The sequence below is a fragment of the Nocardioides sp. GCM10028917 genome (assembly GCF_042666175.1).
Taxonomy (GTDB): Bacteria; Actinomycetota; Actinomycetes; order Propionibacteriales; family Nocardioidaceae; genus Nocardioides.
Genome location: NZ_JBHTFL010000007.1, coordinates 821775 through 846405 on the forward strand (window position 1 = coordinate 821775; position 24631 = coordinate 846405).

Sequence of the window (24631 nt, forward strand, 5' to 3'; positions counted from 1 at the left end):
CACATGACCAGTGACCAGAACCCGGGACCCGAGGACGCCGGCGGCGGCGCCGTGTCGACGTACGGCGTGCACTCCGAGGTCGGCCGGTTGCGCAAGGTCCTGGTGTGCTCACCCGGCCTCGCGCACCGCCGGCTCACGCCGACGAACTCCGACTCGCTGCTCTTCGACGACGTGATGTGGGTCGACAACGCCGAGAAGGACCATGCGGCCTTCGTGTCGGCGCTCGAGGAGCGCGGGGTGGAGGTGGTCGAGCTCCACGACGTCCTGGCGCAGACGATGGCCGTGCCGGGGGCCAAGGACTGGCTGCTGGAGCGGAAGATCAACCTCAACCAGGTGGGCTACGGGCTCGTGGACGAGACCCGGTCGTTCCTGCGCACGCTGGACGACACCAGGTTGGCCGAGCTGCTGATCGGCGGGATGGCCACCAACGACCTCCCGGACGACTTCCGGTCCGGCTTCGTCGCCCTGGCCAGGGAGTCCACCGGCGCGCGGGACTACCTCATGCAGCCGCTGCCCAACACGCTCTACACCCGCGACACCACGTGCTGGCTCTACGGCGGCCTCACCATGAACCCGCTCTACTGGCCGGCCCGCCACGACGAGACGCTGCTCTACAAGGCGATCTACGAGTTCCATCCCGACTACGCCGGGTCGACCGTGTGGTGGGGCGACCCCGAGCTCGACTGGGGGCTCGCCACGATCGAGGGTGGGGACGTGATGCCGATCGGCAACGCCACGGTCCTGATCGGGATGAGCGAGCGGACGTCACGCCAGGCCATCACCCAGGTCGCTCGGGCCCTCTTCGAGCAAGGAGCCGCCGAGCGCGTGGTCGTCGCGGGAATGCCCAAGCTGCGCGCAGCGATGCACCTCGACACCGTGTTCACCTTCGCCGACCGCGACGTCGTCACCTACTTCCCCACCATCGTGGACGGCATCCACTCGTTCTCCCTGCGTCCCGGGGACAACGTGCACGGGATCGACGTCACCGACGAGGGCGACCGCGCGTTCGTCGACGTCGTGGCCGAGTCCCTGGGCCTCTCCGAGCTGCGCGCGCTGGAGACGGGTGGCGACGTCTATGCGTCCGAGCGCCAGCAGTGGGACAGCGGGAACAACGCCGTCGCGGTGGAGCCCGGAGTGGTGTTCACCTACGACCGCAACACCTACACCAACGCGCTGCTGTGCGACGCAGGCGTCGAGGTGATCCCGATCGTCGGCGCCGAGCTCGGCCGCGGCCGAGGCGGCGGGCACTGCATGACCTGCCCCATCGCCCGCGACCCGGTCGACTACTGAGCTCGGGAGGCGGTGCGGTGCCCGGGTGGCTCGAGCGAGCGGTGGAGCTGGTCCGGCGCTCCCGCCTGCTCCCGGCCGGGCTGGCGTTCGCGATCGGCTTCGCCTGCCTCTCCCTGACCCCGTCGCTGCTGCCCCGGTCCCCGCTGGCCCAGGGCGTGGTGAGCGGTGCCGCAGCAGCCTCGGGGTACGGCGCCGGGGTCTTCCTCGCGTGGTGCTGGCGCGGGCTGCGCGACCGGCCCCGCGAACCCTGGCCCGACCTGGCTCGATCGGTCCTCCTCGTGGGAGGGGTCGCGGCACTGCTCACGAGCCTCGCCGTGGGCGTGAGGTGGCAGGCCGAGGCCCACGACCTGGCCGGGACGGAGGCGACGCCCGTCGCGTTCCTGCTCCTCGTGCCACCGGTGGCGATCCTCGTCGCCGCGCTCTTCCTCGGCCTGGCGCGCGGCGCACGAGCCGCCTCGCGACGGGTGGCGCGACTGCTCGAGCGTCGCCTCAGGCCCTCGGTGGCACGGGTCCTGGGAGTCGTGTCGGTGGGCTTCGTGGCATGGGCGCTGCTCAGCGGGGTGGCCGCTGACGCCGGGTTGCGCGCGCTCGACGCGTCGTTCGCCCTCGGCGACCTCGAGACGCCGGAAGGGGTCCGACGACCGTCGACGCCGCTGCGCTCGGGCAGCGTCGAGTCGCTGGTCGACTGGGACGGCCTGGGCGTGGAAGGGCGCACCTTCGTGGGCACCGGTCCGACGGCCGAGGAGATCGGCGCGCTGACGGATCGCCCCTCGATCGAGCCGATCCGCGTCTTCGCGGGGCTGGGCAACGCCGACGACACGGAGCAGCAGGCCGCGCTCGCGGTGGCCGACCTCGAGCGGGCCGGCGGCTTCGAGCGGCAGCACCTGCTGGTGGTCACCACCACCGGGACGGGCTGGGTGGAGCCGAGCGCGGCGAGCGGCTTCGAGTACGTCACCGGCGGGGACTCCGCGATCGTCGGCATGCAGTACTCGCACCTCCCCTCGTGGCTGTCCTTCGTCGTCGACTCGGCCCGGGCCCGCGACGCCGGGAGGGCGTTGTTCGACGCCGTCTACGCGCGCTGGTCCAGCCTTCCTCTCGACGAGCGGCCGGAGCTCCACGTCTTCGGCGAGAGCCTCGGGTCGTTCGGCGCCGAGGCCGCCTTCAGCGGCGAGTTCGACCTCGACAACCGGACGTCGGGGGCACTCCTCGTGGGGCCGCCCAACTTCAACCCGCTCTACCGCAGCTTCATCGAGGACCGCGACGCCGGGTCGCGCGAGGTCGAGCCGGTCTACCGGGAGGGCCGGATCATCCGCTTCACCACGAAGGCCGAGCGCCCCCAGCCCGAGGACGAGCCCTGGCCGGGGAGCCGGGTGCTGTACCTGCAGCACGCGTCCGACCCGGTCACCTGGTGGAGCCCCGACCTGCTGCTGACCCGACCCGACTGGCTCGAGGAGAGGCACGGCGACGACGTGCCTGGCGCCATGGTGTGGATCCCCTGGATCACCTTCCTGCAGGTGTCGGCGGACCTCGCCGCGGCCTTCTCCACCCAACCGGCCCACGGGCACAACTTCTCGGGCGAGCACGCCGCCGGCTGGGTCAACGTGCTGCAGCCGGAGGGCTGGACGCCGGACATCACCGAGCGGCTGCGGCAGGAGCTCGCGCGCTACCCGTGAACCGCTCGAGAGCTGGCGGTGCCCGGTCGGGCACCACCAGCTCCTCACCGATCGGCTGTCGCCGGACCTAGGCGGCCCGGGCCAGCTCGCGCTCGCGCACGTCCACCGTGGCCGGTCGGGTCCGCCACACCCTGGCCCGGGCCAGGAAGATCGCCCCCACCAGGGCCACGGCTGCGAAGGTCGCGACACCGCTCTCGCCGGCGACGTAGGCCAGGTCGGCCTCCGACGTCGCCACCACGGCCGCCGCGCCGATGGTGAACGCGGTGTTGACCGCACCGTGCGCCATCGCGACGGGCCAGACGCTGTGGGTCCGGTCCCACACGTAGGCATAGAAGACACCGCCCATGGTGATCGTGGCGACCACGGCGGGCGCGACCAGCCACCGGCTGCCGTGCTGGTCGTACGTCGTGGCGACGAGGATCAGCGGCAGGTGGAAGCAGCCGTGGATGAAGCCGGTCACAAGGGCAGCCCGGCGTCGGCTGGTGAGCTGCTGGATCCTCGGCAGGAGGTAGCCCCGCCAGCCGATCTCCTCGGCTAGGAAGAGGACGGTCATGAACGCCAGCGTGACCACCAGGTTCAGGCTCCAGGACGCGACACCCGTCGAGGTCAGGTCGATCGGGCGCAGGTCCGCGACGTCGAGCGCCAGCGCAGCGCCGTACGCACTGCCGGCCAGGAGCATGGGCACGAGCACCGCGAACGGCCAGAGCCGCTTGCCCGAGCGGTTCAGCCCGAACTCGCCCCACAGAGCGCGGCGCCTGCCGCGGGGGATGACGGTGAACGTCATGATGACCAGCGCCGCGATGGGGGCGAAGGCACTGAGCAGCACGTTGATGCCGGCGTGGGGCAGCGCGATGGCGATGCCGATGGCCAGGGAGAAGGCGAGCACGAGGTAGGTCGTGGCCTCGCGAAGTGGTCGTGACATGTGGACCTCCGGTGACTGGGCCGGCCTGTCTGGCCGCTCCACCAATCTCGCCGCCGGGGAGGGTGCCGCACATCTGTCCGAGGTCCTTCCGGGTCGAGACCCGAGGCAGACGTCAGCTGCTCCCGGGGACGGTGAGCCCCGACTCGTACGCGTGCATCACCAGCTGCGCCCGGTCGCGGCACGCAAGCTTGGTGAGGAGGTGGCTCACGTGGGTCTTCACGGTGCCGTAGCCCATGTGCAGCGTGTCGGCGATCTCCTGGTTGGACAAGCCACGCGAGACAGCGACCAGCACCTCGCGCTCACGATCGGTCAGGCCGTCGTCGGCGCGGGAAACCGGTCGGGTCGGCAGGGTCGCGAACTGCTCGATCAGCCGACGGGTGACTGACGGTGCGAGCAACGCGTCGCCGGCGGCCACCACGGAGATGGCGTCCAGCAGGTGGGTCGGCCTGGTGTCCTTGAGCAGGAACCCGCTCGCGCCGGCGCGCAGGGCCCCGTGGACGAGCTCGTCGTCGTCGAACGTGGTCAGCACGAGCACGTGCGTGCCGGCACATCGCGGGTCGGCGATGATCCGGCGCGTGGCCTCCAGCCCGTCCATCCGGGGCATCCGGACGTCCATCAGGACCACGTCGGGGTTGGCGCGGCGGCAGAGCTCCCAGGCCTCGGCGCCGTCACCCGCCTGGCCGACGACCTCGATGTCGGGGCTGGAGCCCAGCAGCACGACGAACCCGGAGCGGACCAGCTCCTCGTCGTCCACGACCGCCACCCGGATCACGACGCCACCGCCATCGACGAGGGCAGGTGTGCCGCCACCCTGAACCCGGCTCCGTCGAGCGAGCCGTACTCGAGGGTGCCTCCCAGCAGTCGCGCGCGCTCGCGCAGGCCCACGAGCCCGTGCCCGCCGGGGATCCCGACCTGCGCCGGAGCCCGCGACCCACCACGCCCGTGGTCCGTGACCTCGACGTCGACGCCGTCGCGCACATAGGTCACCGTCACCTGCGCCTGCCTCGCGCCGGAGTGCTTGAGCACGTTGGTCAGCGACTCCTGGACGATGCGGTAGGCGGTGAGCTCGATCGCGGTGTCGAGCGTCTGCACGGGCCCGGAGACGGTCAGGGAGACCTCGATGCCGGCGGCCTCGCGCATCCCGTGGACGAGGTCGCCCAGGTCATCGATGCTCTGCAGCGGGGAGCCTGCCGGGTCCGCGTCTTCGGCCCGCAGCAGTCCCAGCATCGAGCGGGTCTGGGTCAGCGCCCTGCGGCTGGTCTCGGCGATGATCTCGAGGGCGCGCTCGGCAGCAGCGACGTCGGTGCGGATGACGTGCCCGCCGACGCCGGCCTGCACGGCGATCAGCGACATGCTGTGGGCGACGACGTCGTGCAGCTCCCGTGCGATCCGCAGCCGCTCCTCGACGACGGCGCGCGCCGCCAGCTCCCGGGCCGCGGCCGCCTCCTGCTCGGCGATCCGCAGCCGCTCCGCCTGGTGCATGCGTCGCGAGCGGATCGCATCGCCGAGGGCCCATGCGGTGAGCAGGAGGGCGCAGGCCTGCAGCAGGTCGGAGGTGCCCAGGTCGGGGACGTCGAGCACTGCGAGGCCGATGAAGACGAGCAGGCAGAGGACCAGGCCGGCCACGCCGTTCCGTCGTCGGCTGTGCGCCGCAAGGGAGTAGAGGCTGAGCAGCAGCAGCACCGAGAGCAGGCCGATGTAGTGATCGGTCAGGGTCACGAGGAGGCAGCACGTGACGAACACGGCGAACGCTGCCACGGGACGGCGACGACGCCAGACGAGGGACAGGCCCGCCACGATCGTGGCGGCCACCGACAACGGGTCGGCGGGCTCGAGCCGGGGGTCGATGCCGGACACGTCGGTGCTCAGCAACGACGCCACGGAGGCGGCTGCTGCGGCGAGCCCGATCGCAAGGTCCAGGTAGGGCGACAGCCGTCGGGCCAGCATCGCCCATGCTTCGTGGTCGTGCGCCTGCTCGGCCTCGCGACCCGTCATCCCCGCAGGCTACGCCCGACCGACGACCCTGACCTCTGTCTGCAGACGCACCCGCCTCTGTCCTCCGGCAGAGGGCGCGGTGCGGCGTCGCTTGCCGATCAGCCCTGCGCCATGTCCACGAAGCGGGAGTAGTGGCCCTGGAAGGCGACGGTGAGGTCGCGGGTGGGGCCGTTGCGGTGCTTGGCGACGATGAGGTCGGCCTCGCCGGGGCGGGTCGACTCCTTCTCGTAGACGTCGTCGCGGTGGAGCAGGATCACCATGTCGGCGTCCTGCTCGAGCGAGCCGGACTCACGCAGGTCGCTCATCATCGGGCGCTTGTCGCCACGCTGCTCGGGACCACGGTTGAGCTGGGAGAGCGCGATGATCGGGCACTCGAGCTCCTTGGCGAGCAGCTTGATGTTGCGGGAGAACTCCGAGACCTCGAGCTGGCGGGACTCGACCTTCTTGCCCGAGCTCATCAGCTGCATGTAGTCGATGACGATGAGCTTGAGGTCGTGGCGCTGCTTGAGCCGACGGGCCTTGGCGCGGATCTCCATCATCGTCATGTTGGGACTGTCGTCGATGAACATCGGCGCTCCCGAGACCTGCCCCATCTTGCGGGCGAGCTTCTCCCAGTCGTCGTCGCGCATCGTGCCGTTGCGGATGTGGTTGAGCGGCACCTTCGCCTCTGCGGAGAGCAGACGCATCATGATCTCCGAGCGCGTCATCTCGAGGCTGAAGAAGACGCTGGTGAGGTTGTTGTGGATCGACGCCGCGCGGCAGAAGTCGAGGGCGAGCGTCGACTTCCCCATGGCAGGACGCGCCGCCACGATGATCATCTGGCCCGAGTGGAGCCCGTTGGTCAGGTCGTCGAGGTCGGCGAAGCCCGTCGGCACGCCGTAGAGGCCGGCCTCGCGGTTGCCGATCGCCTCGATCTCGTCGAGGACGCCGCTCATGATGTCGCTCAGCGGCGCGTAGTCGACGGCCGCGCGACGGTCGGTGACCTTGTAGACCTCGGCCTGCGCGTGGTCGACGACGTCGTCGATCTCGCCCTCACCGGCGTAGCCGAGGGCGGCGATGCGGGTGCCGGCCTCGACCAGGCGCCGCAGGATCGCCTTGTCGCGCACGATCTCGGCGTAGTAGCCGGCGTTGGCCGCGATGGGCACGTTGGCCGAGAGGGTGTGGAGGTAGGGAGCGCCACCGATGCGCACCAGCTCGCCGCGCTTCTGCAGCTCGGCGGCCACCGTGATCGGGTCGGCCGGCTCGCCGCGGCCGTAGAGGTCGATGATCGCGTCGTGGATGACCTCGTGAGCCGGGCGGTAGTAGTCGACGCCCTTGATCACGTCGACGACGTCGGCGATCGCGTCCTTCGACAGCAGCATCGAGCCGAGCACGCTCTGCTCCGCCGCGTTGTCCTGCGGAGGCGTGCGGTCACCCGGGGATCGGGGCGAGCTGCCGGGCTCGTAGGCCGCCGGTCCGTCGCCCCAGGCCTCGTCGGTGTCCCCCTCGAAGGTGACGCTCACCGGTGCTCCCTCCATCTCGCTCGGGTCCACTGACCACGACGTTAGGGACGACCACTGACATCAAGCCGACATCGCTGCCGGCTTCGCTCGCACCCGAGTCCACCAGCCATTTCCATCACTGGTTCGCGCAGGACCGTACGTGCTCACGAGCCCTCCTGGGAAGCCAGCGTGGCCGAGTTGTCCACAGGGTCTGTGGAGAAGCTGGGCACTCAGGTGGACGACACGCTGGCGCCGGTGCACATGCCGTGGACGAGCCTGTGGAAGGAGCGGGATCATCTGCGCCGATCACGCCGCTGACCTGCACAAACACATCCCACACCCTGTGGACGAAAAATACTCAGCCCGGCGGTCCGTTCACCTGTCCGCCATCTGGCGGATGCCCGCCGCTCGCCGCCTCCGCTGCCTCGACCGGCGCTCGCGGCGCGTCATCCACACGGCCATGCACAGGTAGTCCCATCGGGCTATGTACGTCGAGGCACAAGCGTCGCTATGTCGCCCCGGAATCGACGAAGACTGCGGGGTTCCTAGGGTGAACCTGTGAAGGCCGACCACCATGGGACAGACCGCGGGACAGACCGTGAGACAGACCGCGAGATCCTGCGCCTGGCCGTCCCGGCCTTCCTCGCGCTCGTCGCCGAGCCGCTCTTCCTGCTGTCCGACGCCGCCATCGTCGGCCACCTCGGCACGCCCGAGCTCGCCGGGCTCGGCGTCGCCGCCGTCGTGCTCCAGACGGTCGTCGGGCTGTGCGTCTTCCTCGCCTACGGCACCACCGCCAGCGTCGCCCGGCACCTCGGCGCGGGCGACCTGCGGGCCGCTCTCGCCCAAGGGGTCGACGGCGTGTGGCTCGCCGTCATCATCGGGGTGGTCGCCACCCTCGGTGGCATCGCCCTCACCCCGGCGCTGGTCGGGGTCTTCGACACCGGGGCCGAGGTCGCCGACCACGCCGAGACCTATCTCGGCATCGCCTTCCTCGGCACCACCCCGCTGCTGGTGATGATGGCGGCGACCGGGGTGCTGCGCGGGCTGCAGGACACGCGTACGCCGCTGCTGGTCGCGGTCGTCGGCAACGGCCTCAACATCCTCTTCAACGTCGTGCTCGTGTACGGCCTCGACCTCGGGATCGCCGGGTCCGCCATCGGCTCGGTCCTCGCCCAGGTGATCAGCGCGGTGTGGTTCCTCGTCGTCGTGGTGCGCGCCGCCCGCGAGCACGACGCTCCGCTGAGCCCCGACCGCGCGGGCATCACGGCGGCCGCGCACGCCGCCGTCGCGCTCGTCGTCCGCACCCTCGCGCTGCGGGCCTGCCTGCTCGTCGGGACGTACGCCGTGACGCGCGTGGGCACCGGAGCCAGCGACGTCAACGTGGCCACCCACCAGATCGCGATCACCCTCTGGAGCTTCCTCGCCTTCGCGCTCGACGCGATCGCGATCGCGGCCCAGGCCCTCACCGGACGGGCGCTGGGCAGCAGCGACGTCGAGGGCACCCGTCGCCTCACCCGCCGGATGGTGCGCTGGGGGTGGGGCAGCGGGATCGTCGCCGGGCTCGTCCTGGCCGCGGTGTCGCCGTTCATCGGCGCGCTCTTCACCACCGACCCCGCGGTGCGTGACCTGCTCGTGCCGGTGCTGCTCGTCGCCGCGATCGGGCAACCGGTCGCCGGGATGGTCTTCGTCCTCGACGGCGTGCTGATCGGCGCCGGCGACGGCGCCTACCTTGCGTGGGCCGGCCTGGTCGTGCTGGCGGCGTACGCGCCGGCCGCGCTCTGGGCGGCCACGCTCCCCCACGGGCTGGTCGCGGTCTGGGTCGCGATGACCGTCGTGTTCATGGGTGCCCGCGGCGTCCTGCTCTCGTGGCGCGCACGCGGCGACCGGTGGCTCGTGACCGGAGCCGCCGCCGCTCGTTGAGCCCCGTGAGGACGCCCGGGAGCGCCGGACACGAGGGAGGACCCATGCTTCGACACCGCACCGCGAGCCGGCTGGCCGTGCTGGTACTGCTGGGCAGCGGCCTCGTGCCGCTGGCCGCGGCACCGGCGGGCGCCACCCCGGGCTGCGTCGACGAGACCGCCCCGAGCGTCCTGCAGAACGGCTGCGACGACAGCACGCCGCCCGAGACCACGCTCACGGCATCGACCGCGCCGAACCCCGCCGGGCTGGTGACCGTGTCCTCGATGACCTTCACCCTCGGGTGGCAGGTCGTCGACGGCGACCAGGGGCCCTTCGGCCTCGAGTGCCGGCTGACCGGCGGGCCGCAGGCCCACGACTGGCGCGCCTGCACCAGCCCGGTGACGTACGCCGACCTGCCCGACGCCGCAGCCGGCAGCTACGTCCTCGAGGCGCGCGCCGTCGACGCCGGCGACCGCGCCACCACCCCTGACACCGCCCCGCTGCTGCCCCCCACCGTGGCGGACACCCCCGACGAGGACCCCACGCCGGCGACCTTCACGTGGGGACAGGACACCCGCGCGCCGTTCGTCTTCGTCACCGGCACCTCCTACGACGAGATCACCCCGACCCAGCCGGTCGTCACCGGCGCGGGCGCGCCGATCCGGCTCAACAGCAGCGAGCCCGGCTCGGGCTTCGAGTGCACCGACAACGACCAGCCCGTCGCGTGCACGGGCGGTCGGTGGGAGCTGCCCGACCCCGCCGCCGGCCGGCACCGCTTCTCCGCACGCACCATCGACGCCGCCGGCAACGCGAGCGCCTGGTCCGAGCCGATCGAGTTCTTCGTGCCGCGCAACCTCACCCGGCAGCGCGGGTGGGCGAAGGTGACCGACCCCGGCTACTTCCGCGGCGACGCGATCAAGGCCTCCCGCCGCGGCGCCCGCCTCGTGCTGCCCCGGACGACGGTCGGCGAGCTCCGGCTGCTCGCCGCCACCGGCCGTGGCCACGGCAAGGTGCGGGTGCGGGTCGGCAGGCGTGACTGGCACGTCGTGGACCTCGCCGGCCCCAGGACCTCGATGAAGCAGCTCGTCGTCATCGACCGCTACTCCGGCATCCGCGCCGGACGGATCGTCATCGAGTCGCTGAGTGCCAGGCCGGTCGTCCTCGACGCCGTGGTCGCACGGCCCAACCGGTTCCCCGCCGCGAGCCGCGCCAGTCGACGCTGACCCTCGGAGACGTGCCGTCACACTTGCCATGATGACCATGAGCCGTCGCCTCGCCCTGCTGCTCGCCTCGAGCACCCTGCTCGCGTCGTGCGGCGCACCGGACGAGGGTGCCGACCGGCCGACGACCGACCCGCCAATCGCCGAGGAGACGACCGTGGACCCCACCCCCAGCCCGTCGGGCGCCCCCGCCCCTCGCGACGTCGTACGCGCGGTCGACGACCTGGCTGCCAGCCTCGGCGTCGACGCCGGCGAGGTCGAGGTCGTCTCCGTCGAGGAGGTCACCTGGCGCGACGGCAGCCGCGGCTGCGCCGAGCCCGGGATGGCCTACACGCAGGCGCTGGTCGACGGATCGCGGATCACCCTGCGTGCCGCGGGGCGGACCTACGAGTACCACTCCGGCGGGAGCCGACCACCCGCTCGCTGCGACGAGCCGACCCAGTAGACGCACCACGGCCCGCCACCCCTCAGGGGCGGCGGGCCGTGGTGTCGTACGTCGGGTTGCGTCAGGCGGGGACGACGTTGAGGGCCACCGTGGCGGACACCTCGTCGTGCAGCTTGACGGCCACCTCGTGGGAGCCGAGCGACTTGATCGGGTTGACCACCACGATGGTGCGGCGGTCGACCTTCTCGCCGGAGACGGCCGTGATCGCGTCGGCGATCTCGGTGGTGGTGACGGCGCCGAACAGGCGACCGCCCTCACCGGCACGGACCTTCACGTTGACCGCGTTGGCCTCGAGCTTGGCCTTGACGTCCTTGGCGTGGTCCTCGTCGCGCACCGCGCGAGCGGTGCGGGCGGCCTTGATCGACTCGATGGTCTTCTCGCCGCCGCGGCTCCAGCGGATGCCGAGGCCACGCGGGACGAGGTAGTTGCGGCCGTAGCCGTCCTTGACCTCGACCACGTCACCGGGGGCACCGAGGCCGTCGACCTCCTGAGTGAGGATGAGCTTCATGTCCCGTGCTCCTCTCAGCGACCGGTGGACGTGTAGGGCAGCAGGGCGAGCTCGCGCGCGTTCTTGACGGCGATGGCCACGTCGCGCTGGTGCTGGACGCAGTTGCCGGTCACGCGACGGGCGCGGATCTTGCCGCGGTCGGAGATGAACTTGCGGAGCAGGGTGGTGTCCTTGTAGTCGACACCGGTCGCCTTCTCCTTGCAGAACTGGCAGACCTTCTTCTTGGGCTTGCGCAGAATTGCCTTGGCCATTGTGGTGCTCCCTTTCAGTGAGCCCGGCCCTGAAGGCAATCAGGGACGGAATGGAATGAGTGGTACTTGTCTGATCTCCCGGATCAGGTGGTCTCGATACGCCCGGTCACGGCTTCGCGAGCTCAGCCGTGAGAGCAGCTCGACCTGGCGACCCGTCACTGCCTCGCTTCGCTCGGCAGTGGGTCGCTCATCAGAACGGAGGCTCGTCGTTCCCGCCGTTGACCCCGGGCGTGGCCCACGGGTCGTTGGCCGGCGCGGACTGACCGCCACCCTGGGGCTGGCCGCCCTGGGACTGACCGCCCCAGGCGCCGCCGGCCTGGCCACCCTGAGAGGGAGCCGGGCTGGCCCACGGGTCGTCGGCCGGCGCGGACTGCTGCCCGCCACCGCCCGAGTAGCCGCCGCCACCGCTGCCACCGGAGTAGCCGCCACCGCCGCCGGACCGGGTCGTCTTGGTGACCTTGGCCGATGCGGAGCGCAGCGACGGGCCGACCTCCTCGACGTCGATCTCGAAGACGGTGCGCTTCTCACCCTCGCGGGTCTCGTACTGGCGGGACTTCAGGCGACCCTGGACGATCACGCGCATGCCCCGCTGGAGGGACTCGGCGACGTTCTCCGCGGCCTGGCGCCAGACAGCGCAGGAGAGGAACAGCGTGTCGCCGTCCTTCCACTCGTTGCTCTGGCGGTCGAAGGTGCGCGGCGTCGACGCGATCCGGAAGTTGGCCACGGGGGCCCCCGAGGGGGTGAACCGCAGCTCCGGGTCGTCGACGAGGTTGCCGATCACGGTGATGGTGGTCTCGCCTGCCATGAGGTCTCCTCAGAAAGTCCTGCTGCTGTGCCGGTTGATCCGGGGTGCTCCCGGTGATGCGCCCATCAAACAGGCACTCACCGACAGCGGGAAGGGTGTTTCCACAGATGCCCGGGAGGGCGATCAGTGGGCGTCGGGACGCATGACCTTCGTGCGCAGGATCGACTCGTTCAGCGTGAGCTGGCGGTCGAACTCCTTGACCGTCGCGGGCTCGGCCGTCAGCGTGATGACGGCGTAGATGCCCTCGGCGTTCTTCTTGATCTCGTACGCCATCCGGCGACGACCCCACACGTCGAGCGACTCGATCGAGCCACCGTCCTTGCGGATCACGTTGAGGTACTTGTCGAGCGACGGCTCGATGGTGCGCTCGTCGAGACTGGGGTCGAGGATGACCATCACTTCATAGGCACGCATAGCGGTCTCCACCTCCTCTGGGCTAGAGCGGCCACGGGCTTTCCGTGGCAGGAGGGACTGTGCGTTCGCGGCGCGTGTACGACGTGGGTCGTGCACCGCGGTCACCCGGGGGCAACCGCAGAAGATTATCAGCGGCGGCCCCCGCGGCTGGAATCGTCGTGGTCCGCCTGTGGAGGAGCGTCCCGCGACCGCCCGGGCCGGTCTAGCGTCGAGGGGTGCGAACCACCTCCTCGCGCACCTCCTCGCGCACCTCCGCCCGGACCGCCGCCGGGGCCGACCTGGTGGTGGCGGGCCGCTACCGGCTGCTCGACCAGGTCGGCTCCGGCGGGATGGGTTCGGTGTGGCGCGCGCACGACCTGCGCACCGGTCAGGACGTCGCGCTCAAGGTGCTCGGGCGCCACAGCTCGAGGCTGCTGGCCCGGTTCGTGCGCGAGCAGGCCGTCCGGGTGAGGCACCCGCACGTGGTCGCGCCGCACGGCTGGGCCGCGGAGGACGACCTCGTCGTGCTCGCCATGGAGCTCGTGGCCGGCGGGTCGGTGGCCGACCTGCTGCGCGAGCACGGGCCGCTCGACGCCGGCACCTGCGCCCTGCTGGTCGAGCAGCTGCTGCTGGGCCTCGCGGCCGTCCACGGCGCCGGGCTGGTGCACCGCGACGTCAAGCCGGCCAACCTCCTGCTCGAGGCGACGGGAGACGGCCCGCCCCACCTGCGCCTCGGCGACTTCGGGGTGGCGGCCCCGGTCGCCGACCGCCGCTTCACCACGGTGCCCGGCGCGATCGGCACCGACGGCTACATGGCGCCCGAGCAGGCGCGGGGTGCGCCGCCGCAGCCGACCCAGGACCTCTACGCGGTGGGTCGGGTGGCGCTCGAGCTCGTCACCGGTCGGCCGCCTGCCCGCCAGGGCGTCGTCGTCCCGTCCCACCCGCTGCGCCCGCTCGTCGAGCGGCTGCTGGTCGCCGACCCCGAGCAGCGCATCGCGACAGCCGAGGCGGCGCTGCGACTGCTCCGTCGGTTGCCGGTGCCCGCACCTGCGGGGCCAGCGGTGCCCGACCGGCTGGGGCCGCGCCCGCGTGGACGGCGTACGACGGCGGGGACGGACATCGACTGGCTGGGCTGGGCAGCGGTCGCAGGCCTGGCCGGCGTGGTCGTCGGGTGTCTGTGGGTGCTCCTAGGCTGGACGGCATGAGCACCCTCTCCATCGGCGCACACGTCGAGCAGACCGACCCGATCGCCGAAGCGGTGGCGCGGGAGACGTCGCTCGTGCAGTTCTTCCTCGGTGACCCGCAGGGCTACAAGGGACCGGAGATCCGCTTCGCCGGCGGGGCGGAGGCGCTACGGGCCGCGGCCGAGGACGCCGGGGTCGATCTCTACGTCCACGCTCCCTACGTGGTCAACGTCGCCACCACCAACAACCGCATCCGGATCCCGAGCCGCAAGCTGCTCCAGCAGCACATGGACGCCGCGGCGGAGATCGGGGCGAAGGGTCTCATCGTGCACGGCGGCCACGTCAACAAGACCGACGACCCGACCGTCGGGTTCGACAACTGGCGCAAGGCCGTCGAGGCGACGGACATCAAGATCCCGCTGCTCATCGAGAACACGGCGGGCGGTGACAACGCCATGGCGCGTCACCTTGACCGCATCGCCGGGGTGTGGGACGCGATCTCCGCCGCCGAGGGCGCCGACGACATCGGGTTCTGCCTCGACACCTGCCACGCCTGGGCCGGTGGCATCGAGCTCGGCGACGCGGTGGAGAAGGTCCGGGGCATCACCGGCCGCATCGACCTCGTCCACGCCAACGACTCCCGCGACACGTTCGGTTCCGGCGCCGACCGCCACGCCAACTTCGGGCAGGGCCACCTGCCCGCCGACGAGTTCGCCGGCGTGGTGCGCGAGGCCGGCGCCCCCGTCATCTGCGAGACGCCGGGCGGTGCGACGGAGCACCAGGCCGACTTCGCCTGGCTCCGCGAGCACCTGTGATCAGTCGACCGGCTCGGCCGTGACCACCACGTTGCTGCGGTAGGCGGTGCCGTCCCAGTCCTCGCAGGTGATGAGGACGAGACGCGGGGTCCCGGTCCGTCCGAACAGGTCCGCACTGCGACGGGCGAGCTCGTCGCGGCTCAGCACCTCGGCCGACGCGACCCGGTAGGCCAGGTCGTCGGACGGCGAGCGCACCAGCACGCGGTCACCGGGAGCCAGCGTCTCGAGGTCGTCGAACGCCCCGCCCCCGGTGTGCACGGTGTGCCCCGTGACGACCGCGGCACCCGCCGCGGCGCCGGGTCGCGCGCCGCCCGACCACCAGCCGACCTGCTGAGGGTCCGACGGCGGGGTCAGTGCCCCGTCCTCGGTGCGGATGGGCGTCACCGTCGCCTGCACCCCGAGAGCCGGTACGACGAGCACCTCGGGTCTCACGCCGGGTGCGGGTGCCGCCGCGGTGGATGGAGCGTCCGACGGGGTCGGGGACGAGGTGCGCGACGCGGTCCCGGACGGTCCGGCCACCCGGATCGCCGGCGGGGGCGCGGCCTGCGCCCCCGTCTCCGGCGAGGGCGACGACGCCTCGAGGCCGCCGCCCGCCAGGAACAGCCCACCCGCGACCAGCGCGGACGCGACTGCTCCCAGCAGGAGCGTCGTCAGGCGACGACTGCGGGGCTCAGCCACGGAGGCGGTGCCACCCCAGCCGGGCAGCCGCCCCACCGATCAGGACCATCAGCAGGCCGAGCAGCACCTGCAGGGAGTCGGGGCCGATGGGCGTCGCGCCCTCGACTCCCGCGTTGACCGCCGTCGGGAGCTGCTGCGACTGCGGAGCCGAGGAGGCCGGGCCGCTCCCGCCCTGGTTGGCGCCGGGACCCGCGTTGTTCCCGCCGGATGCCTGCACCCCCAGCACCTCGGGCGACTCCGTGTCGTCCGACTCCTGCGGCTGCTGCGTCGGCGAAGTCGTCGGCGAAGTCGTGGGCGAGGTCGTGGAGGTCGTCGGCGACGTCGTCGGCGACGTGGTCGGCGACGTGGTCGGCGACGTGGTCGGCGACGTGCTCGGCGGGCTCGTCGGCGGGCTTGTCGGCGTGGTGGTCGTCGTCGGCGGCGGCGGCGGGGTGCTCGTCGTCGGCGGCGGCGGCGGCGGGGGCGGCGGCGGGGTGCTCGTCGTCGGCGGCGGCGGCGGCGGGGGCGGCGGCGGGGTGCCGCAGCCCTGGACCCAGAAGACCTTGTGCTTCACGGTCGCGCCGTTGGACTCAGGCGTGTTGATGGTGAGCTTCACGTGGTAGCCCTGCTGCGGGTGCGGCGCACCGGTGAAGGACAGGGTGTAGGCCTGCGACCCGTCGATCCCGCCGTTGCCGGCCCCGGCACCGGGGTCGTTGTCGAGCTGGACGGTGGTGTCCCCCGCGACGGTCATGCCGACGCCGGTGGTCGGTGCCTGCTCCTCGAAGAGGACCGTCGAGATGACGTTGGCGTCGAAGCCGTACCACTCGAGCTGGAAGGTGCAGCCGACGTGCGGGTGGTTGTTGGGGATGCTGTCGATGTCGCCGTAGGGGGCGACCTTCACGGTGCCGTTGTTGCCCTGTGGGCCGGCGGCCGTGGCGAGGGGGGAGCCGGCGACGGCTCCCAGGCAGACGAGGGCGGCCAGCCCTAGTCGTGGAGCGAGGAGGTGACGTTCGGTCGTGTCCATGTGGTGTCCCCCAAGGGTGAGTGCGGCGCGCGTTGCGCCGTCGTAGAGCGGGGAACGCGGCGGCCTCGTCCCCACGGGCCGCTCGACTCCCCTACTTGTGCAACGTCCTCGGGTACCCGCCTGGTACGGCTGACTAGCACAATTGGCCCAACCTTGCGTCGGCCTTGACGGACTTCTGACGAACTGCGGGGTATCTCCCACCACCGCCCACCCGGGCGGGTGAGACCCCTCGAAGCCACCTCGACGCACGTCCGCAGAAACTTCCGGCTCCGCGCAACCAAAGCTGCGTGCTCCACGTCTCTACCGGTGGAGGGACCAGACACGTACGGGGGTCGTGTCTGGTCCCTTGTAGCGTGTCCGGGGTGACGACCCCCCTGACGCTGCGACCGATCTCCGCCCAGCAGCACCGCGACCTGATCGCGAGCCGGTCGTCCGCCAGCTTCCTCCAGACCCCCGGCTGGGCCAGCGTGAAGGCCGAATGGCGGGCCGAATCAATCGGCTGGTTCCGCGGCGACGAGATCGTCGGCGCGGGCCTCGTCCTCTACCGCCAGCTGCCAAAGGTCCGGCGCTACCTCGCCTACCTCCCCGAGGGGCCGGTCATCGACTGGTCCGACGACGACCTCGGCTCGTGGCTCGCACCGATGGTCGCCCACCTCAAGCAGCAGGGCGCCTTCGCCGTGCGGATGGGCCCCCCGGTGGTCACCCGGCGATGGTCCGCCGAGCAGGTCAAGGCCGGCATCGCCGACGAGTCGGTGCGCCGGCTCGGCGACGTGCCTCCCCTCGACCGGACCCAGGACGGCGCCTGCGTCATCGCGCAGCTGCACGAGCTGGGGTGGCAGCAGCAGTCGGCGGAGGGCGGCTTCACCGCCGGGCAGCCGCAGTTCAACTTCCAGGTCCCGCTGCTCGACGAGGAGGGCCGGCCCCGCTCGGAGGCCGACGTGCTCGCCGGGATGAACCAGCTCTGGCGGCGCAACATCAAGAAGGCCGACAAGGCGGGCGTCGAGGTCACCCTCGGCGAGCGCACCGACCTCAAGGCGTTCCACGACCTCTACGTCCACACCGCCGAGCGCGACCACTTCACCCCGCGCCCGCTGTCCTACTTCGAGACGATGTACGACGCCCTCTCCGCCGAGGACCCCGACCGCATCCAGGTCTGGTTCGCCCGCCACGAGGGTGACATCGTCGCGGCCACCATCGGGATCCGCGTCGGCACGCACGCCTGGTACTCCTACGGCGCGTCGTCCACCGAGAAGCGCGAGGTCCGCGGCTCCAACGCCGTGCAGTGGGCGATGATGCGCCACGCGCTCGACGCCGGGGCGCACGTCTACGACCTGCGCGGCATCACCGAGACCCTCGACTCCGAGGACTCGCACGTCGGGCTCATCCAGTTCAAGGTCGGCACCGGCGGGCAGGCCGTCGAGTACGCCGGCGAGTGGGACCTGCCGGTCAATCGCGCCATCTACAAGGCGTTCCAGCTCTACCTCGCGAGGCGCGGATGAGCCTCAGCCTCACGGTGGACGGCGAGCGCTGGCGCTCGCACCTGCTCCGGACCGTCCGCGCCCATCCCGGGATCGTGCCCGTCGCCAAGGGCAACGGCTACGGCCTGTCGGTCGCCCGCCTCGCCCGGCGGGCGCAGTGGCTCGCCGACCACGTCGACGACACCGGGGCGGCGGTCGACATGATCGCGGTGGGCACGTACGACGAGGTGGAGGAGGCCGCGAGCCGCTATGCGGGTGACCTGCTCGTGCTCACCCCGTGGCGCCCGTTCGGGGCGGCGCTCGACCTCGACGCCCGCCTCTCGTCCCGGGTCGTGCACACCGTCAGCCGCCCCGACGACCTGACCGCACTCCGCGAGCGCGACCCCGACGCCCGGTTCGTGCTCGAGCAGCTCACCTCGATGCTGCGCCACGGGATGACGCGCCGCGACCTCGCCGCCGCGGCCACCGCGCTCGGGTCCGGACGCAGCGGCCTGCGCGGCGTGGCGATGCACCTCCCGCTCAACACCACCTCGCACCTCGGCGAGGTGAGCCGGCTGATCAACGACGTCGTGGCGTCCGGCCTGCCGACCCGCACGGTCTTCGTCTCGCACCTCACCGAGGCCGAGCTGGGCCGGCTCGCGACCACCTACCCGGACTTCACCGTCCGCCCCCGCATCGGGACCGACCTGTGGCTCGGCGACCGCGGAGCCCTGTCGGTGACCGCGACGGTCCTCGACGTGCACGAGGTGGAGCGCGGCGACACCTTCGGCTACCGCGGTCGCAGTGCTCCCAAGCAGGGCCACATCGTCGTGGTCAGCGGCGGCACGGCCCACGGCATCGGTCTCGAGGCACCGACCGGCGACCAGTCGCTCAAGGCGCGCGCGGCGACGCTGGCCCGAGGTGGTCTGGACGCCGTCGGCTTCGTGCGCTCGCCGTTCTCGATCGACGGCAAGCAGCGGCTCTTCGCCGAGCCGCCCCACATGCAGGCCTCGATGCTGTTCGTCCCCTCAGGGGCGCGGGTCCCGTGCGTCGGCGAGGACATCGAGGTGCGGGTCCGCTTCACGGCGACCGACTTCGACCGGGTCGTCATCGCCTGACCCGGCGTCCCGCAGCACGGCCACCACCAGCCAGAGCAGCCCGGCGACCCGCAGCAGGACCGCCAGCCAGTAGGCGCGCGAGTCGTCGGCGACGGTCGGCACGATCGCCTGACCGACGTACCACCCGGTGAGCACCCAGCTGAGCAGGTGCATCGCCTGCCACACCAGCAGGTCGCGCCAGCGGCGTACGGCCATCGCGGCGAGCGGCAGCACGAGCAGCGCCGTCTCGGGCGGCGCCGACGGCGCCACGACGAGTGCCGCGGCCAGCAGGACCAGGCCCGCCCGTGCGGTCGTGATCGAGGTGGGACGACCGGCCCGCCGGACCAGCCACCACACCGCGCCCGCCGCCAGGGCGAGGACCACGACCTGGACGACGGTGCGTGTCGTGGTCGACGCGCCGGGACCCGTCCGGGCGAGCAGGAACCAGATCGACCCGATGTCGGGGGTCTCGGCGGTCGCGCGGCCGGGCAGCGTGACGACGACGTAGGCCGCCGCGGCGGCGAGCAGCGCGTCGATGCGGTTGCGGAGGCCACCGCCCACGGCGACCAGTCCGACGAAGGCGGCGGCGACCGGCAGCGCGAAGGCCGCCCCCACCCCGGCTCCGACGCCGGCGAGCCACGCGCGGCCCGTGGTCCAGCCCCACAGCAGCACGGCCACGCCCACGGCCGCCACCAGCTCCCACGACAACCAGTGGACGAGGAGGACGGGGGCGATCGCCCACCCGGCCGCCGCCCAGGGCCGACGGGCGTCGACGCGGACGAGCAGCGCGGTGGCCAGCAGCGCGAGGGCGGCGAGGACGACGGCGAGGACTGCCGTGGTCGCCACCGCGCCGGTGCCGGGCAGCCACTCGGCCGCGCGCTCCAGCCACGTCGCCACCCGCGGAGGAGCCCCGGCGTCGACCGACGTGCCGGCGAGGTCGGTCCAGCACAGCTCGGCGTAGGGCTGGTCCTGGTTGCCCCACCCCGTCGGCACGCACGCCGTCTTGCTCACCATGCCGGCGGCAAGGGTGAGCGCCGTCGCGCCGGTCAGCACGCGAGCGGCGCTCCACCACCGGTGGCCGCCCGCGTGGTCACCCAGGGGGCCGCCGACGACCTCCGACATCGCCGCGGCGACCGGGTCGGAGCGGGTGGGCGCGTCGTGGTCGCCGGGGACGACCTCGGGCGAGGGGCGGTCGGGGCGGTCCACCGACGGGCTCAGCGGCGGACGTCGGCCAGCGGCTGGCGCGGCTGCGATCGCCCGCTCGGCGGCGGGGTGGTCGGGGCCGGGGGCGTCGCCGTCGGCGTCGGGGGAGGCGGCGGGGGCGGCGGCGTCGTGGGGACCGGCGTCGTCGGGACCGGCGTCGGGACGGGCGTCTCGGTCGGGACGGGGGTCTCGGTCGGCACCGGCGTCTCCGTCGGGGTCTCCGTGGGAGTCTCCGACGGCGTCTCGGTGGGCGGGCCCGCGGTCTCCGTCGGCGTGTTCGAGGGCTGCGGCGCGGACGAGGACGGCGACGGGGGCGGCGGGGGCGGGGTGTAGTCGTGGCCCTCGTCCGGCGCGTCACCGTCGACGTAGACGGGCTCGGGGAAGTCCTCGACGTCCTTGCCCTCCATCACCCGTCCCATGATCGAGGTCCAGGTCTTGGCGGGGTAGTTGCCGCCGAAGTAGCCGGACTTGCCGTCGGAGCTGGTGGGGAGCCACAGGTCGGCGCCGTCGGGGCGCGGGACGTCGAGTCCCTCGCGACCCTTGCCACGGACGTACATGACCGCGGTCGAGACCTGCGGCGTCATGCCGACGAACCACGAGGAGGAGACCTCGTCGTCGTCGTTGGTGGCCGTGCCGGTCTTCCCGGCGGCGGGCCGGCCGAGGGCCAGCGCCTCCGTGCCGGACCCGGACGCGACGACCTGCTGCAGCGCGTAGGTCACGTCGGCGGCGATGTCGGGGTCGACGGTCTCCTTGCTGCGCTTCTTGGCCTCGTAGAGGACCTCGCCGCTCTTGTCGACGACCTTCTGCAGGACGTGGACCTCGTTGCGGACGCCGTTGTTGGCGAGGGTGGCGTAGGCGTTGGCCATGTTGATCGGGCTGACCTGGGCGGTGCCGAGGGTGACGCCGACGTTCTCCTGGAAGTCGATCGAGCGGCGCGGGATGCCCCACCGCTCCGTCTCGTTGCCGGGGATGCCGAGGTCCTCGGCGGCCTGGATGACCTTCTGCGGCCCGTCGTCCATCGAGTCGACCATGTCGACGAAGGCGGTGTTGACCGAGTTCTCGGTGGCGGAGAGCATCGAGACGGCCGAGCCGTAGTCGGTGTCGCCCTGGTTGCCGAACTCGGTGCCGGCGATGTCGATGGGGCTGTTGCCCTCGAAGGTGTCGTTGAGCGAGAAGCCGTCGCGGATGGCCGCGACGTCGGTGGCCGCCTTCATCGTCGAGCCGGCCATGCCGCCCGAGACCGCCCAGTTGATCTGGGACTCCAGGTAGTCCTGGCCGCCGTAGAAGCCGAGCAGCTCGCCGGTCGCGGTGTCGACGGTGGCGGCACCGACGTGCAGGTCCTTGTTGCCAGCCGCGCCGGGCATGCCGGCGTCGGGGCGCTGCTCGTTGACGGCCTCCTCGACGTCGGTCATCACCTGCGGGTCGAACGTGGTGGTGATGCGCAGACCACCGCCGTCGATCTCCTCCTCGCTGGCGATGCCGCGGGAAAGGATCTCCTCCTTGACGAGCGCGAGCATGTGGCCCCGCTGGCCGCCGAACTGGCTCTGCGCGGCGATCTTGGGGAACTTGGGCAGCTTCTTCAGCGCCTTGTCACGCTGCTCGGGCGTGATCGTCTCCATCTCGGCCATGCTCTCGAGCACGTAGGCGTAGCGGCCCTTGAGGTCGTCCTTGGCCTCCTTGCCGTTGGCCGGGTCGTACGCCGAGGGGTTGTTGAGCACGGTGGCGAGCACGGCGGACTCGCGCAGGCTGAGGTCCTTGGCCGGGTGGTCGAAGTAGGCCTCGGAGGCGGCCTCGATGCCGTAGGCGCCGCGACCGAAGTAGATGGTGTTGAGGTAGCCCTCGAGCACCTGCTCCTTGCTCAGCTCCTGCTGGATCTTCAGCGACACGACCGCCTCGCGGATCTTGCGCTTGTAGCTCTGCTCGCTGGTCAGGTAGAGGATCTTGACGTACTGCTGGGTGATCGTGGACGCACCCTGACGTGAGTTGCCGCGGGCGTTGGAGAAGAGCGCGCGCGCGATGCCCTTGGGGTCGATGCCCTTGTCGGTCCAGAAGGTCTGGTTCTCCGCGGCGACCACCGCGTCCTGCATGGTCTCGGGCATGTCGGCCAGCGGGATCGAGACCCGGTTCTGGTCCTCGTAGTAGGTGCCGAGCTGCTGCTCGCCGTCGTTGTAGTAGACGAACGTGGTCTGCGCCTCGAAGTCCTCGTTGGGCTCCGGGATGCTGATCGCCTGGTAGAGGACGACGACGACACCGCCGAGGACGAGGGCACCGACGACGCCCACGATCGCCAGGATCTTGGCGACCTGGGCCGCCCGCTGCTTGCCCGTACGCCTCGTCTTGGGCCGCCGTGTCTGGGCCTTGCCGTCGGCCCGCCGCTTCTTAGCACTCACCGGCCAAAGGGTACGGGGAGGGGTCCGCGAACCCAGATTCGTCGTGGGCGGATATATCGGTACGATAGGTCACATGGCACGCCGTGGTGACACCATCGAGCTCGCAGTCCTCGGGCTGCTGCACGAGGGACCCATGCACGGCTACGAGCTGCGCAAGCGGCTCAACCTCATGCTCGGATGGGGTCGCGTGCTGTCCTACGGCTCGCTCTACCCCGCCCTGAAGAAGATGCTCCGCGCCAACCTCATCACCGAGGTCGCGGCCCCCGCCACGGCGTCGACCCGACGCCCGCGCATCACGTACGAGGTCACGCAGGCCGGCACCGAGCACTTCCAGCGACTCATGTCCGAGGTCGGCCCCACCGCGTGGGAGGACGACAACTTCGACATCCGGTTCGCGTTCTTCTCCTCCACCGACATGGAGATCCGGCTCCGTGTCCTGGAGGGACGCCGCTCGCGGCTGCAGGAGCGGCTCGCCCGCGTGCAGGGCGAGCTCGAGCGCACCCAGGCCGAGGTCAACCGCTACGCCGCCGAGCTCCAGCGCCACGGGGTCGAGTCGGTGGAGCGCGAGGTGCGCTGGCTCTCGGACCTGATCCAGGCCGAGCGCGGCGGCGACGTACGTCCGACACCGGCACCGGCACCAGCACCGACCACGAACGACTGAACACCTTTCACCAGCCACAACCAGCCATCACGACCAGCGATGAGAAGGAGAGCCCCATGGGTTCGGTACGAGTAGGGATCGTGGGAGTCGGCAACTGCGCCACCTCCCTCATCCAGGGCGTTGAGTACTACAAGGACGCGGACCCGGCCGGGACCGTCCCCGGGCTCATGCACGTCGTCTTCGGTGACTACCACGTCAAGGACGTCGAGTTCGTCGTTGCCTTCGACGTCGACGACAAGAAGGTCGGCAAGGACCTGTCCGAGGCCATCAACGCCTCGGAGAACAACACCATCAAGATCGCCGACGTCCCGACGCTCGGCGTCGAGGTCAAGCGCGGCCCCACGCTCGATGGCCTCGGCAAGTACTACCGCCAGACCATCGAGGAGTCCGGCGCCGAGCCGGTCGACGTGGTCCAGGCGCTCAAGGACGCCGAGGTCGACGTCCTCGTCTCCTACCTCCCCGTGGGGTCCGAGGAGGCCGACAAGTTCTACGCCCAGTGCGCGATCGACGCCGGCGTGGGCTTCGTCAACGCCCTGCCCGTCTTCATCGCCTCCGACCCCGAGTGGGCCAAGAAGTTCGAGGACGCCGGCGTCCCGATCGTCGGTGACGACATCAAGAGCCAGGTCGGTGCCACCATCACCCACCGCGTGATGGCGAAGCTGTTCGAGGACCGCGGCGTCGCGCTGGACCGCACCTACCAGCTCAATGTCGGCGGCAACATGGACTTCAAGAACATGCTCGAGCGCGAGCGCCTCGAGTCCAAGAAGGTCTCCAAGACGCAGGCGGTGACCTCGAACCTCACCGGCGAGCTCGCCGACAAGGTCAGCGACCGCAACGTCCACATCGGTCCCTCCGACTACGTGGCGTGGCTCGACGACCGCAAGTGGGCCTACGTCCGCCTCGAGGGTCGCGCGTTCGGTGACGTCCCCCTCAACCTCGAGTACAAGCTCGAGGTGTGGGACTCTCCCAACTCGGCCGGCATCATCATCGACGCCGTCCGTGCGGCCAAGATCGCCAAGGACCGCGGCATCGGCGGCCCGATCCTCCCTGCCTCGGCCTACCTGATGAAGTCCCCGCCGGTGCAGATGGCCGACGAGATCGGGCGTGCCGAGCTCGAGAAGTTCATCAGGGGCGAGTGACCCCGGCGTCGTACGACGCCAGCACGACCCTCAGCGGCCCCGCTGCTCCACACGCCATGGAGCTGCGGGGCCGCTGCGTTGCCCACCTCAAAGGGTGAAGAGGATAGAAGCGCTTCTCGCCG

General features: G+C 71.6%; 23 protein-coding genes. 11 read left to right on the forward strand and 12 right to left on the reverse strand.

Features of this window, described 5'->3' with window-relative positions:
• The first annotated feature begins 3 nt into the window (after positions 1-3).
• Together ACFQW6_RS13355 and ACFQW6_RS13360 are read left to right on the forward strand one after the other, a co-directional pair.
• A complete protein-coding gene (locus ACFQW6_RS13355; protein ID WP_378545870.1) occupies positions 4-1290 on the forward strand; it encodes an arginine deiminase in 1287 nt (428 codons plus the stop codon).
• A 17-nt stretch (positions 1291-1307) separates the two neighbouring features.
• Entirely contained in the window at positions 1308-2963 is a 1656-nt protein-coding gene (locus ACFQW6_RS13360) for an alpha/beta hydrolase (protein WP_378545873.1), read from the forward strand.
• A 67-nt stretch (positions 2964-3030) separates the two neighbouring features.
• Here ACFQW6_RS13360 and ACFQW6_RS13365 read toward each other — a convergent pair whose 3' ends face one another.
• From ACFQW6_RS13365 to dnaB, 4 genes are all read right to left on the reverse strand, one after another.
• Positions 3031-3885 (reverse strand): CPBP family intramembrane glutamic endopeptidase, encoded by an 855-nt coding sequence (locus ACFQW6_RS13365; RefSeq protein WP_378545876.1) that lies wholly within the window; start codon positions 3883-3885, stop codon positions 3031-3033.
• Between the two features lie 112 nt (positions 3886-3997).
• A complete protein-coding gene (locus ACFQW6_RS13370) occupies positions 3998-4657 on the reverse strand; it encodes a response regulator (protein WP_378545879.1) in 660 nt (219 codons plus the stop codon).
• Positions 4654-5880: a sensor histidine kinase gene (locus tag ACFQW6_RS13375; RefSeq protein ID WP_378545882.1), complete on the reverse strand. Its 1227-nt coding sequence runs from the start codon at positions 5878-5880 to the stop codon at positions 4654-4656. The genes ACFQW6_RS13370 and ACFQW6_RS13375 overlap by 4 nt, the downstream gene beginning before the upstream one ends.
• Positions 5881-5978: 98 nt before the next feature.
• Positions 5979-7382, reverse strand: a complete 1404-nt coding sequence (dnaB, locus tag ACFQW6_RS13380) for a replicative DNA helicase (protein WP_378545885.1) — start codon at positions 7380-7382, stop codon at positions 5979-5981.
• Between the two features lie 537 nt (positions 7383-7919).
• Between dnaB and ACFQW6_RS13385 the strand changes: the two genes are divergently transcribed.
• From ACFQW6_RS13385 to ACFQW6_RS13395, 3 genes are read left to right on the forward strand one after another with little or no spacing between them, the layout of a single operon-like run.
• Positions 7920-9281, forward strand: coding sequence for an MATE family efflux transporter (locus ACFQW6_RS13385; RefSeq protein WP_378545888.1), 1362 nt, complete (start codon positions 7920-7922; stop codon positions 9279-9281).
• A gap of 44 nt (positions 9282-9325) precedes the next feature.
• Entirely contained in the window at positions 9326-10483 is a 1158-nt protein-coding gene (locus ACFQW6_RS13390) for a hypothetical protein (RefSeq protein WP_378545891.1), read from the forward strand.
• Positions 10484-10514: 31 nt separating this feature from the next.
• Entirely contained in the window at positions 10515-10925 is a 411-nt protein-coding gene (locus ACFQW6_RS13395; RefSeq protein ID WP_378545894.1) for a hypothetical protein, read from the forward strand.
• Between the two features lie 61 nt (positions 10926-10986).
• On the opposite strand, the gene rplI is transcribed toward ACFQW6_RS13395, so the two are convergent.
• The 4 genes from rplI to rpsF form a co-directional block, all read right to left on the reverse strand.
• Positions 10987-11433, reverse strand: coding sequence for a 50S ribosomal protein L9 (rplI, locus tag ACFQW6_RS13400; RefSeq protein ID WP_378545897.1), 447 nt, complete (start codon positions 11431-11433; stop codon positions 10987-10989).
• A 14-nt stretch (positions 11434-11447) separates the two neighbouring features.
• On the reverse strand, positions 11448-11684 hold the full coding sequence (rpsR, locus tag ACFQW6_RS13405) for a 30S ribosomal protein S18 (RefSeq protein WP_056603689.1): 237 nt from the start codon (positions 11682-11684) through the stop codon (positions 11448-11450).
• A 190-nt stretch (positions 11685-11874) separates the two neighbouring features.
• Positions 11875-12489: a single-stranded DNA-binding protein gene (locus ACFQW6_RS13410; protein WP_378545900.1), complete on the reverse strand. Its 615-nt coding sequence runs from the start codon at positions 12487-12489 to the stop codon at positions 11875-11877.
• Between the two features lie 123 nt (positions 12490-12612).
• The gene (gene rpsF, locus ACFQW6_RS13415) at positions 12613-12903 is read right to left on the reverse strand and encodes a 30S ribosomal protein S6 (RefSeq protein ID WP_186339658.1); all 291 of its coding nucleotides are present in this window, start codon (positions 12901-12903) and stop codon (positions 12613-12615) included.
• 215 nt (positions 12904-13118) lie between these two features.
• Between rpsF and ACFQW6_RS13420 the strand changes: the two genes are divergently transcribed.
• Positions 13119-14087 (forward strand): serine/threonine-protein kinase, encoded by a 969-nt coding sequence (locus ACFQW6_RS13420; RefSeq protein ID WP_378545904.1) that lies wholly within the window; start codon positions 13119-13121, stop codon positions 14085-14087.
• Positions 14084-14881: a deoxyribonuclease IV gene (locus ACFQW6_RS13425; RefSeq protein WP_378545907.1), complete on the forward strand. Its 798-nt coding sequence runs from the start codon at positions 14084-14086 to the stop codon at positions 14879-14881. The genes ACFQW6_RS13420 and ACFQW6_RS13425 overlap by 4 nt, the downstream gene beginning before the upstream one ends.
• Here the strand turns inward: ACFQW6_RS13425 and ACFQW6_RS13430 are convergent, their stop codons facing one another.
• Together ACFQW6_RS13430 and ACFQW6_RS13435 are read right to left on the reverse strand one after the other, a co-directional pair.
• The gene (locus ACFQW6_RS13430) at positions 14882-15559 is read right to left on the reverse strand and encodes a class F sortase (RefSeq protein ID WP_378545910.1); all 678 of its coding nucleotides are present in this window, start codon (positions 15557-15559) and stop codon (positions 14882-14884) included.
• Complete coding sequence (locus tag ACFQW6_RS13435) at positions 15552-16562, reverse strand: hypothetical protein (RefSeq protein WP_378545913.1); 1011 nt, start codon at positions 16560-16562, stop codon at positions 15552-15554. The genes ACFQW6_RS13430 and ACFQW6_RS13435 overlap by 8 nt, the downstream gene beginning before the upstream one ends.
• A 362-nt stretch (positions 16563-16924) precedes the next feature.
• Here ACFQW6_RS13435 and ACFQW6_RS13440 point away from each other — a divergent pair, with 362 nt between their 5' ends.
• The gene (locus tag ACFQW6_RS13440; protein ID WP_378545916.1) at positions 16925-18061 is read left to right on the forward strand and encodes a lipid II:glycine glycyltransferase FemX; all 1137 of its coding nucleotides are present in this window, start codon (positions 16925-16927) and stop codon (positions 18059-18061) included.
• Positions 18058-19137 carry an alanine racemase gene (locus ACFQW6_RS13445; RefSeq protein ID WP_378545918.1) on the forward strand — a complete coding sequence of 360 codons (1080 nt, stop codon included), beginning with the start codon at positions 18058-18060 and terminating at the stop codon, positions 19135-19137. The genes ACFQW6_RS13440 and ACFQW6_RS13445 overlap by 4 nt, the downstream gene beginning before the upstream one ends.
• Here the strand turns inward: ACFQW6_RS13445 and ACFQW6_RS13450 are convergent.
• Positions 19048-20322 carry a hypothetical protein gene (locus ACFQW6_RS13450; protein WP_378545920.1) on the reverse strand — a complete coding sequence of 425 codons (1275 nt, stop codon included), beginning with the start codon at positions 20320-20322 and terminating at the stop codon, positions 19048-19050. The genes ACFQW6_RS13445 and ACFQW6_RS13450 overlap by 90 nt on opposite strands.
• 8 nt (positions 20323-20330) lie before the next feature.
• Positions 20331-22709, reverse strand: coding sequence for a transglycosylase domain-containing protein (locus ACFQW6_RS13455; RefSeq protein ID WP_378545923.1), 2379 nt, complete (start codon positions 22707-22709; stop codon positions 20331-20333).
• Between the two features lie 73 nt (positions 22710-22782).
• Between ACFQW6_RS13455 and ACFQW6_RS13460 the strand changes: the two genes are divergently transcribed.
• Positions 22783-23370 carry a PadR family transcriptional regulator gene (locus ACFQW6_RS13460; protein ID WP_378545926.1) on the forward strand — a complete coding sequence of 196 codons (588 nt, stop codon included), beginning with the start codon at positions 22783-22785 and terminating at the stop codon, positions 23368-23370.
• 56 nt (positions 23371-23426) lie between these two features.
• Positions 23427-24509 carry an inositol-3-phosphate synthase gene (locus tag ACFQW6_RS13465; protein ID WP_378545929.1) on the forward strand — a complete coding sequence of 361 codons (1083 nt, stop codon included), beginning with the start codon at positions 23427-23429 and terminating at the stop codon, positions 24507-24509.
• Positions 24510-24631: the final 122 nt, after the last annotated feature.

Excerpts from the sequence above, each read along its gene's own strand:
- ACFQW6_RS13355 (WP_378545870.1), top strand. The coding sequence starts at position 4 with ATGACCAGTGACCAGAACCCGGGACCCGAGGACGCCGGCGGCGGCGCC.
- ACFQW6_RS13365 (WP_378545876.1), bottom strand. The coding sequence starts at position 3,885 with ATGTCACGACCACTTCGCGAGGCCACGACCTACCTCGTGCTCGCCTTC.
- ACFQW6_RS13375 (WP_378545882.1), bottom strand. The coding sequence starts at position 5,880 with ATGACGGGTCGCGAGGCCGAGCAGGCGCACGACCACGAAGCATGGGCG.
- ACFQW6_RS13390 (WP_378545891.1), top strand. The coding sequence starts at position 9,326 with ATGCTTCGACACCGCACCGCGAGCCGGCTGGCCGTGCTGGTACTGCTG.
- ACFQW6_RS13395 (WP_378545894.1), top strand. The coding sequence starts at position 10,515 with ATGACCATGAGCCGTCGCCTCGCCCTGCTGCTCGCCTCGAGCACCCTG.
- rplI (WP_378545897.1), bottom strand. The coding sequence starts at position 11,433 with ATGAAGCTCATCCTCACTCAGGAGGTCGACGGCCTCGGTGCCCCCGGT.
- rpsR (WP_056603689.1), bottom strand. The coding sequence starts at position 11,684 with ATGGCCAAGGCAATTCTGCGCAAGCCCAAGAAGAAGGTCTGCCAGTTC.
- ACFQW6_RS13410 (WP_378545900.1), bottom strand. The coding sequence starts at position 12,489 with ATGGCAGGCGAGACCACCATCACCGTGATCGGCAACCTCGTCGACGAC.
- rpsF (WP_186339658.1), bottom strand. The coding sequence starts at position 12,903 with ATGCGTGCCTATGAAGTGATGGTCATCCTCGACCCCAGTCTCGACGAG.
- ACFQW6_RS13425 (WP_378545907.1), top strand. The coding sequence starts at position 14,084 with ATGAGCACCCTCTCCATCGGCGCACACGTCGAGCAGACCGACCCGATC.
- ACFQW6_RS13435 (WP_378545913.1), bottom strand. The coding sequence starts at position 16,562 with ATGGACACGACCGAACGTCACCTCCTCGCTCCACGACTAGGGCTGGCC.
- ACFQW6_RS13445 (WP_378545918.1), top strand. The coding sequence starts at position 18,058 with ATGAGCCTCAGCCTCACGGTGGACGGCGAGCGCTGGCGCTCGCACCTG.
- ACFQW6_RS13460 (WP_378545926.1), top strand. The coding sequence starts at position 22,783 with ATGGCACGCCGTGGTGACACCATCGAGCTCGCAGTCCTCGGGCTGCTG.
- ACFQW6_RS13465 (WP_378545929.1), top strand. The coding sequence starts at position 23,427 with ATGGGTTCGGTACGAGTAGGGATCGTGGGAGTCGGCAACTGCGCCACC.